The organism is Phenylobacterium sp. (genome assembly GCF_046590535.1).
Classification (GTDB): Bacteria; Pseudomonadota; Alphaproteobacteria; order Caulobacterales; family Caulobacteraceae; genus Phenylobacterium.
Genome location: NZ_JBKJTG010000253.1, coordinates 1 through 8,431, shown reverse-complemented (window position 1 = coordinate 8,431; position 8,431 = coordinate 1). Strand labels below are relative to the sequence as shown.

Sequence of the window (8,431 nt, the reverse complement as noted above, 5' to 3'; positions counted from 1 at the left end):
GCGCTGGCTGGCCGAGAAATTGTCGTCCGACAGTATGTAGAAGCGGATCGTCCCGTCTGGCCGGGGCCGCGCCGCAAGCCCCTCGAAGTTGTCGACGGTGAAGTTCTCTCCCATGCGATGGGCGGCGATCGTTCGTCCAGCCGCATCGTCGATCCGCAGCACCACCTCCAGGCCCAACCCTGCCACGCCGCGCAGCAGCCAGGCGGTGCGGTCCTGTGGAAGGCTTGCGGCGGCGGTAAGGCCCATTCCCTTGAATTTCTCCACGGTCCGACCGGGGATGCAGCCCTTGGAAAGGCGGCAACGCCAGGTCTGGCCGCTCTCCTCGGCGCCGACCACATAGGCGTCGCGCCCACGCGCCGGATCGGCGGCCAGGGCCTCGAAGCCGCCGTTGTCCGGCAGCTTGACGTCAGGCGCCGGCGCGGGCCGCGGCGGCCCTCCATCCTTGGGGTAGAGCCAGATGCGGTGATGCCGCTCGAAGCTCACCAGCCGGTCTCCGGAGGCCAGGGTCGCCATCCCCTCGGCGTCACTTTCGGACTTTCCCTCCAGGGGCCTGCCCTCGGTGTCGCGCAGGGGCGTCAATCGCCCGTCACGGACGCCGGTCAGCCGACCCGTTTCGTCCAGTATGATACGCGCCTGCACCAGGTCGCCCTGGTCGGACACTGCGGTCAGGGCGCCGTCGGCGGTGACCTCCAGAGCAGATAGGCCATGCAGCCGCGAGGTGTCCGGCGATGTGAGGTGCAGGCCGCCGGCGAAGGTGAAGCCGTCCGGCTTGCCGAACTGCAACATCGTCCAGCCCTCACGAACCTCGCCGACCGGCGCCGCCTGGATGGTGATCGCCGAACCCGCGGCCACGGGCTGGGCCGGCAGGGGCGCCGACGCCTGGGCGCAGGCGGCCAGCAGCAGGGCCAGCGCCAGTCCGGCCGTCCTCACGCCACCGCCCTGCGCACTTCCTTGAACGTCGACCGTCGCGGGGCGCCCGAGGGTCCCTGGGTGTTGGGCGGCGGCGCCAGCAGGCTGGCCTGCTTGCGGCCGACCTTGCGGATCTCCTCTCCGAACAGTTCGGCCAGCTGTTCGACGATGGCGCCGGCCAGTTGCTCCACGTCGACGATGGTCACCGCGCGGCGGTAATAGCGGGTCACGTCGTGGCCGATGCCGATGGCGATCAGCTGCACCGGGCTGCGGGTCTCGATCTCGGTGATCACCTCGCGCAGGTGGCGCTCCAGATAGTGGCCGGAGTTCACCGAGAGCGTCGAGTCGTCCACCGGCGCCCCGTCGGAGATCACCATCAGGATGCGGCGGGCTTCCGGCCGGCCGATCAGCCGCTGGTGCGCCCACATCACCGCCTCGCCGTCGATGTTCTCCTTCAAAAGCCCCTCGCGCATCATCAGGCCGAGGTTGCGCCGGGCGCGCCGCCAGGGGGCGTCTGCGGCCTTGTAGATGATGTGGCGCAGGTCGTTCAACCGGCCGGGCTGGGCGGGCTTGCCGGCCTTCAGCCAGTCCTCCCGCGCCGTGCCGCCCTTCCAGGCGCGGGTGGTGAAGCCCAGGATCTCGGTCTTGACCCCGCAGCGCTCCAGGGTGCGCGCCAGAATGTCCGCGCAGACGGCGGCCACCATGATCGGGCGCCCCCGCATCGAGCCCGAATTGTCGATCAGGATGCTCACCACCGTGTCGCGGAACTCGGTGTCCTGCTCCTGCTTGAACGACAGCGGCGAGGTGGGGTCGGTGATCACCCGGGTCAGCCTGGCGGCGTCGAGGATGCCTTCCTCCAGGTCGAAGCTCCAGGAGCGGTTCTGCTGGGCCAACAGCTTGCGCTGCAGCTTGTTGGCCAGGCGCGAGACCACGTTCGACAGGCTGGCGAGCTGCTGGTCCAGATAGGCGCGCAGGCGGATCAGCTCCTCGGCGTCGCAGAGCTCCTCGGCGGCGACGATCTCGTCGTGGGCGGTGGTGAACACCTTGTAGGTGACCAGCTTGCCGTCCGGCTTCAGGTCCGGGCGCGCCGGCTGCTCGCCCTCGCCCATTTCCGGCGGCTCGTCGGTGTCCTGGGCGTTGGGGTCCTCCTGCGCCTCCATCATCTGGCTGTCGGTGTCCTCGCTTTCGCGATGGCTGGCGTCGTCCCCGTCCGTGGCGGACTGCTGAGGGGACTGGCCCTCGCCGTCGCCGTCGTCCTGGTCCTCGGCGCCGTCCGGCTCGCCCTCCTCGCCGTCCGCGTCGTCCGCCTGGTCGGGGGCGTCGGAAAGGTCGTCGCCCATCTTCAGGTCGCGGATGATGGCCCGGGCGATCCTGGCGAAGGTCTTCTGGTCCTGGATGGTCTCCACCAGCCGGTCCAGTTCGGGCCCGGCCTTGGCCTCGACCTCGTCGCGGAACATCTCCACCAGCGGCCGGGCGCTGGGCGGCGGCGGCTGGCCGGTCAGGCGTTCGCGCACCATCAGGGCGACCACGTCGGCCATCGGCGGCGCTGCCATGGCCTCCGGCTCGTTGAACACCCGCTTGGCCCAGGCCTGGTCCAGCACCGCCTTCAGGTTCTCGCGCACGCCGCCCATGGCGTTGGCGCCGATGGCCTCGATGCGGGCCTGCTCGATGCCGTCATAGATCGGCGCGCCCATGGCTGAGTTCGGCCGGGTCTTGGCGTGGGCGGCAGCGTCGTGGTGGGCCACCCGCAAAGCCATCTGGTCGGCAAAGCCGCGGATGCGGGCGGCGTCGGCGGGGGTCAGGTCCCGGGGCGGGTGGGGCAGGACCGCCCGGTTGCCGGTGAGCAGCGGGCCCTCGCCGGAATAGACGACCTCCAGGTCCGGGGTCTCGGCGAGCGACCGCGCCGCGTGCGCCAGGGCGCGCTTGAAGGGCTCCAGGGGGCTTTCCGGGTTCTTGGCCATCTCAGGGGTCGTCTTAGATCGCCCCAGCGGCCGCGTCATCAGGCGCGTAGCCTCCCCCGCGAACGGGGGAGGGGTCGCCGGCTATTTCTTCGCGCGCCAGGCCTTGGACTGCTGGCCGACCACGTCCACCAGGTCGCCCATGGCCACGTTGGCGTCGATCAGGTGCAGGCCCCAGTCCTTCAGCACCACGCCGGCGTTGACCACGTCCCCGGCGATCTGGTCGGTGCGCGGATCGGCCGGGTCGGCGTTCACCTGCACCTCCAGGTAGTTGAACCCGTCCTTGGAGACGCACTGGCCGGTGAGCAGGCCCGGGACCGCCACGAACGGTGTCGCCGGGTTCGCCTTGCCCTTCACCCAGGGCGGCGGCGCCACGGAGGAACTGGCGATGGCCGCGCCGTTGCCCAGGTAGGCCTTCAGCGGCGCCTTGCCGCCGGCCAGGTTCGCCGGGTTGGTGCAGGCCGCCTGCATGCCCGCCATCTGCACCTTGCCGAACCGGCTGTTGGCCGGCGGTGGGGCGGTGTCGCGGAAGCTCACATAGGAGATCGCGCAACCGGTCTGGGTCGGCGACTTGCACAGCGGGATGGTCTTGAAGGCGCCGGTGTCCTTGCCCGTCTCGACGCCCAGGTTGGAGCCCAGCAGCAGGGCGGAGACCAACAGCTTCTGCGCGGGCTTGCCTTCCACATGCGCCGGGATCATCCGCGCCAGCACGCCGGAGCCCTGGCTATGGCCGATCAGCACCACGCCGCGGCCCTTGTTCGCCGTGGCCAGGTAGTGGTTCCAGGCGTCCACCACGTCGTCGTAGCCGGTGGTGGGCCGCGGCGCATTGGCTCCGCCCATGGGCGTCCCCGCGCTGGCCGCGCGCAAGGCCGTCAGGGTGAACTGGCGATAGAGCGGCGCGTAGATTCGGCACTTGGACCCGAACCGGGCCAGCTGCTGGCGGACCACGTTCAGCTCCTCCGGCCCCGCGGTCATGTCGGAGATCACGCCGGGGTCCATGGACACCGTGGGATAGACATAGAAGCAGTCGATGGGCGCCTTGGGGTCGGCCTTGAACGTCTCGACGCTGGTCGCGCCGTCCGCCGCGATCACCGTGGTGGTCAGGTCGATGGCGCAGGCGTCGCCGGCCTTGCCGGGCCAGCACAGCCAGGCGGCCGGCTTCGAATAGTCGTTCTTCGGCTGCTGCACGCCTTGCGCGCCCGCCGCCCCCGCCAGCATCGCTGCGCCCAGCGCCAGCGCGCCCACCATCATCCTGGTCATGCTTCCCCGCCTGAAATTCTTGTTTGGAACTATGGGTATGAGGATCGCGTGGACGCCGCGTCCGGTCCAGCGGGAATGTCGCGGCGTAGCAAATCTGCTATCCTGCGCGCATGCCGCACGACCGCATCGATATCAACCCGCGGGTCATGGCCGGTAAGCCGGTGATCAAGGGCACCCGGATCCCGGTCGAGCACCTAGTCCGCGAGTGCGCTCACGGCCCGCCGGAGTGGGTGGCCGAGCAGTACGACGGGCTGACGGCGGACGACGTCCGAGCGGCGCTAGCCTATGCGGCGGACCATCTGAACGCCAATCGGCCTTCCCACGCCGCCGAGTGACGTTGCGGATTCTGGTCGACGAATGCGTGCAGCGTCCGATCTCGAAGGCGTTCGAGGCGGCGGGCCACGATCTTCGTTTCGTGGGCGCTGGCCACGCGGGTCTTGATGACCGCCAGGTCGCCGCTCTCGCCATTGCCGATGATCGTGTCGTGCTCACGCACGACTACGACTTCGGCGACCTCGTGGTGCGCCATGGCCTGGTCGTTCCGGGGGTGATCCTGGTGAGTTGCGAAGCACTGCCTCCGAGCCAGCGCGGCGCGCATGTGCTCACAAGCCTTGCGGACGTGATGGATAAGCTGGCCGGCGCCCTGACCATCGTGGAGCCGCGCCGCGTCCGTCAGCGCCGCCTGCGCTGAGCCGCTAAGCCACCCGCACCCGCGCCGTGCTCTCCGGCAGGTCGGCGCCGAAGGCGCGCTGGAAGAACTCGGCCACGGTGCCGCGCTCCAGCTCGTCGCACTTGTTCAGGAAGGTCATCCGGAAGCCCAGGGCGATGTCGCCGCCGAAGATCTCGGCGTTCTGCGCCCAGGTGATCACCGTGCGCGGGCTCATCACCGTGGAGATGTCGCCGTTCATGAAGGCGTTGCGGGTCATGTCGGCCACGCGGACCATGGCCGCCAGGGTGCGCTTGCCCTCCGGCGTGTCGTAGGTCGGCGCCTTGGCCAGCACGATCTCGGCCTCCACGTCGTGGGCCAGGTAGTTCAGCGTGGTGACGATCGACCAGCGGTCCATCTGGCCCTGATTGATCTGCTGGGTGCCGTGATAGAGCCCCGTGGTGTCGCCCAGGCCGATGGTGTTGGTGGTGGAGAACAGCCGGAAGTAGGGGTTCGGCCGGATCACCCGGTTCTGGTCCAGCAGGGTCAGCTTGCCCTGCGCCTCCAGCACCCGCTGGATCACGAACATCACGTCCGGGCGGCCGGCGTCGTATTCGTCGAACACCAGGGCGATCGGCCGCTGGATCGCCCAGGGCAGCATGCCCTCGCGGAACTCGGTGATCTGCTTGCCGTCCTTCAGGACGATGGCGTCCTTGCCCACCAGGTCGATGCGGCTGACATGGCTGTCCAGGTTCACCCGGATCAGCGGCCAGTTGAGGCGCGCGGCCACCTGCTCGATGTGCGTCGACTTGCCGGTGCCGTGATAGCCCTGGATCATCACCCGGCGGTCGAAGGCGAAGCCCGCGCAGATCGCCCGGGTGGTTTCCGGGTCGAACTTGTAGGACGGATCGAGGTCCGGCACGTGACTGTCGCGCTCGCTGAAGGCGGGCACGGTCATGTCGATATCCACACCAAAGGCTTCGCGGACCGAGACCTTCTTGTCCGGGACCAGGGTGAGGAGCTTGTCGTCTTGATTTTCAGCGAACGAGGTCATGGTCCGGTTCGATTACAGGCTTACGCATGCGAAGCAAACGTGTGTTTGATGGGGGTAGTCCCTGCGACCCATACCGGAATGACGAAGGGAGCGTCCACCCATGTTGAAGCAAGCCACACGGTCGTATCGCGCAATTCAGGTCTTCGCCTCCGAGGAGGGCTTCGGCGCCGAGATCGTCGGTGTTGATCTTTCCCGCCCGCTTTCCCCAGAGGCCCGCGAGGAAATCCGCGCCGCCTGGGCCCGCCATTCGGTGGTGAGCTTCCCCGACCAGCCGCTCAGTCTGGACGAGCTTGAAGCCTTCACCCTGCAGATGGGAAAGTTCGGGGTTGATCCCTTCATCGCCCCCATGCCCGGCCACCCCAACGTGCTGGAGCTGCGCCGCGAGCCCGACGAGAAGGCCACCAACTTCGGCGCCGGCTGGCATTCCGACTGGAGCTTCCAGGCCAAGCCGCCCGCCGCCACCCTGCTGCATTCCAAGGTCACGCCCCCGGTGGGCGGTGACACCCTCTTCGCCGACTGCGCCAGCGCCTACGACGCCCTGTCGCCGGCCATGAAGGCGATGCTGGCGCCGCTGAAGGCCGTCCATTCCGCCGGCCGCGCCTACGGGACCAAAGGGGTGTTCGCCCGCGAAACCGAAAAGCGGACCATGGAGATCATCGTCTCCGAGGACGCCGACCAGAGCCTGACCCATCCCCTGGTGCGTACCCATCCGGTCACCGGCCGCAAGGCGCTGTTCGTCAGCCCGGTCTACACCGTCGGCATCGAGGGCTTCGTGGCCAAGGAGTCCCAGGCCATCCTAGGCTTCCTGTTCGGGCACATCACCCAGGACCGGTTCATCTACCGCCACAAATGGCGGCCCAACATGCTGCTGATGTGGGACAACCGTTGCACAGTCCACCTGGCCGAGGGCGGCTATGACGGCCACCTGCGCCTGATTCACCGGACGACGGTGGCAGGCGACACGCCGGTCTGACCCCTACTTCTGGCGCGGCGCCTTCAGGGATGAGCCGGGCGCCTGCAGCTTGCCGGCATGCTTGGCGTGGGCGGCCTCCATCAGGGTGCGGGCGGCGTTGCGGACCTCCTCCTGGACGGCGGTGTCGGCGTCCAGCTCCAGGTGGTTGTCGGCATAGGGCTTCCAGTAGCCGATATAGCGATCCAGTTCGGCGTTCACGCCGGCCGGGATCATGTCCATGAACCGCAGCCAGTCGGCGACGCTGCGCCGGACGTTCTCGGCCCCCTCCACGTCGCCATGGACGACCACCGAGAACACCCGGCCCGACAGATGCTTGGGATAGTCCCAGCCGGCCAACTCGATTTCCTTGGCCTTCTTGGCGTCCTTGCCGTGGGTGAGGGTCGGATCGGCGTTGCCGCCGTCGGCGCAGACCAGCCGGTCCATCATCAGCTTCAGGGGTGAGGAGACCTGGTACCAGTTCACCGGGGTGATGATCATGATCCCGTGGGCCTGGACCCACAGCGGGTAGATCTCGTTCATCCAGTCGTTCGTCTGCCCCAGCGAATAGTTGGGATAGCAGGAGCACGGCCAATGGCAGAGCGGGGCCGCAGTGGAGAAGCAGGCCTTGCAGGGATGGATCTCGCGGCCGAACTCCGAGGCCAGGCGCGAAAGGTCCAGGATTTCCACCTCGACGCCGTCAGTCTCCATCACCGCCTTGGAGATTTTCGCCAGCCGGTAGGATTTGGACATCTCTCCGGGGCAGGTGTGCTCGCTGCGCGACGAGGCGTTGACGATCAGCACCCGGCACGGGCCGTCCTTGTCGTCGTGCCGCATCTGGGCCGCGGCGATGGCGGCCTTGGCGGCCAACCAGTCGACGGCCAGGTCGTAGTCGGGATCAGCGTAGCCTGCGCCCGCCTTCTGCGTCCTCGGCGCCTTGCGATGGTGGACGTAGCCATCCCAGGCCGCGCCCGCGATGGCGTCCAGTTCGGCCGACAGCGTGTCGAAGGCCGGATCGATGAACCGGCTGAGGAATCGCTGCCGGAACGTCGCCTCGTCCAGTTGCGGACTGGGCATGCCCTTGCGGGGCTCGGGAGTGGGATGGGCCATATGAGCCCAACGTCAGCCTCCAGGCCACGTTCCGGAGCTAGGCCATCTTCGCCTTGCGGAGCTGCTGGTAGGCCTTGATGACCCGCTGCAGCTTGTGCTCGGCCGAACGGTCGCCGCCGTTGGAGTCCGGGTGGGTGCGTTTCACCAGCTCGATGTAGCGGGCGCGGATCGTGGGCGCATCGGCGTTCTCGTCGAGGTCCAGGTCGGCGAGCGCATTGCGCTCAAGCTTACCGAGCCGGCGGCTTTCGGGCTTCGGTGTGCGGACGCCCGCCGCGCCGCCATTGCCGCTGCCGAACAGGTTGAACGGGTCGCGATAGCCCTTGCCCTGGCCAAAGCCCTGGGCGGCCGCGGCGGCCTCGCGGGAGAATCGGCCGGCCTTGAAGTCCCAGGTCGGACGGTCGCCCTGGGCGCTCTGGGCCTGGCGCTGCTTGATCTCGCCCTCGCTCATGCCGGCGAAGAAGTTCCAGTTGCGGTTATATTCCGCCGCGTGCGGCTGGCAGAACCAGTAGTGCTCGTTGAGCATGTCGCGGGATTTCGGCGCGCGC

The 8,431-nt window shown here is 68.5% G+C and carries 9 protein-coding genes; 3 read left to right on the top strand and 6 right to left on the bottom strand.

All coding sequences use genetic code 11. The annotated features are described in order from the left end of the window. The 3 genes from ACLL81_RS16130 to ACLL81_RS16120 form a co-directional block, all read right to left on the bottom strand. Positions 1-930 (bottom strand): esterase-like activity of phytase family protein (locus tag ACLL81_RS16130; protein WP_411289387.1); only part of this gene is annotated, 930 nt, incomplete at its 3' end. Then, positions 927-2,870: a cobaltochelatase subunit CobT gene (gene cobT / locus ACLL81_RS16125; protein ID WP_411289386.1), complete on the bottom strand. Its 1,944-nt coding sequence runs from the start codon at positions 2,868-2,870 to the stop codon at positions 927-929. The genes cobT and ACLL81_RS16130, both read right to left, overlap by 4 nt. Before the next feature lie 81 nt (positions 2,871-2,951). After that, positions 2,952-4,127: a DUF3089 domain-containing protein gene (locus ACLL81_RS16120; RefSeq protein ID WP_411289385.1), complete on the bottom strand. Its 1,176-nt coding sequence runs from the start codon at positions 4,125-4,127 to the stop codon at positions 2,952-2,954. A gap of 110 nt (positions 4,128-4,237) precedes the next feature. Between ACLL81_RS16120 and ACLL81_RS16115 the strand changes: the two genes are divergently transcribed. Both ACLL81_RS16115 and ACLL81_RS16110 read left to right on the top strand, forming a co-directional pair. Further along, positions 4,238-4,462, top strand: a complete 225-nt coding sequence (locus ACLL81_RS16115; protein WP_411289384.1) for a DUF433 domain-containing protein — start codon at positions 4,238-4,240, stop codon at positions 4,460-4,462. A 2-nt stretch (positions 4,463-4,464) separates the two neighbouring features. Next, the gene (locus tag ACLL81_RS16110) at positions 4,465-4,818 is read left to right on the top strand and encodes a DUF5615 family PIN-like protein (protein WP_411289383.1); all 354 of its coding nucleotides are present in this window, start codon (positions 4,465-4,467) and stop codon (positions 4,816-4,818) included. A 4-nt stretch (positions 4,819-4,822) separates the two neighbouring features. On the opposite strand, the gene cobS is transcribed toward ACLL81_RS16110, so the two are convergent. Then, positions 4,823-5,827: a cobaltochelatase subunit CobS gene (cobS, locus tag ACLL81_RS16105; RefSeq protein WP_411289382.1), complete on the bottom strand. Its 1,005-nt coding sequence runs from the start codon at positions 5,825-5,827 to the stop codon at positions 4,823-4,825. 100 nt (positions 5,828-5,927) lie between these two features. Between cobS and ACLL81_RS16100 the strand changes: the two genes are divergently transcribed. Then, the gene (locus ACLL81_RS16100; protein WP_411289381.1) at positions 5,928-6,800 is read left to right on the top strand and encodes a TauD/TfdA dioxygenase family protein; all 873 of its coding nucleotides are present in this window, start codon (positions 5,928-5,930) and stop codon (positions 6,798-6,800) included. A gap of 3 nt (positions 6,801-6,803) precedes the next feature. Here ACLL81_RS16100 and ACLL81_RS16095 read toward each other — a convergent pair whose 3' ends face one another. Continuing rightward, positions 6,804-7,886 (bottom strand): flavodoxin family protein, encoded by a 1,083-nt coding sequence (locus ACLL81_RS16095; protein WP_411289380.1) that lies wholly within the window; start codon positions 7,884-7,886, stop codon positions 6,804-6,806. Positions 7,887-7,923: 37 nt separating this feature from the next. Further along, positions 7,924-8,431, bottom strand: a 508-nt coding sequence (locus ACLL81_RS16090; protein WP_411289379.1) for a J domain-containing protein, incomplete at its 5' end; no start/stop codon positions are given.

Excerpts from the sequence above, each read along its gene's own strand:
- cobT (WP_411289386.1), bottom strand. The coding sequence starts at position 2,870 with ATGGCCAAGAACCCGGAAAGCCCCCTGGAGCCCTTCAAGCGCGCCCTG.
- ACLL81_RS16115 (WP_411289384.1), top strand. The coding sequence starts at position 4,238 with ATGCCGCACGACCGCATCGATATCAACCCGCGGGTCATGGCCGGTAAG.
- cobS (WP_411289382.1), bottom strand. The coding sequence starts at position 5,827 with ATGACCTCGTTCGCTGAAAATCAAGACGACAAGCTCCTCACCCTGGTC.
- ACLL81_RS16100 (WP_411289381.1), top strand. The coding sequence starts at position 5,928 with ATGTTGAAGCAAGCCACACGGTCGTATCGCGCAATTCAGGTCTTCGCC.
- ACLL81_RS16095 (WP_411289380.1), bottom strand. The coding sequence starts at position 7,886 with ATGGCCCATCCCACTCCCGAGCCCCGCAAGGGCATGCCCAGTCCGCAA.
- ACLL81_RS16120 (WP_411289385.1), bottom strand. The coding sequence starts at position 4,127 with ATGACCAGGATGATGGTGGGCGCGCTGGCGCTGGGCGCAGCGATGCTG.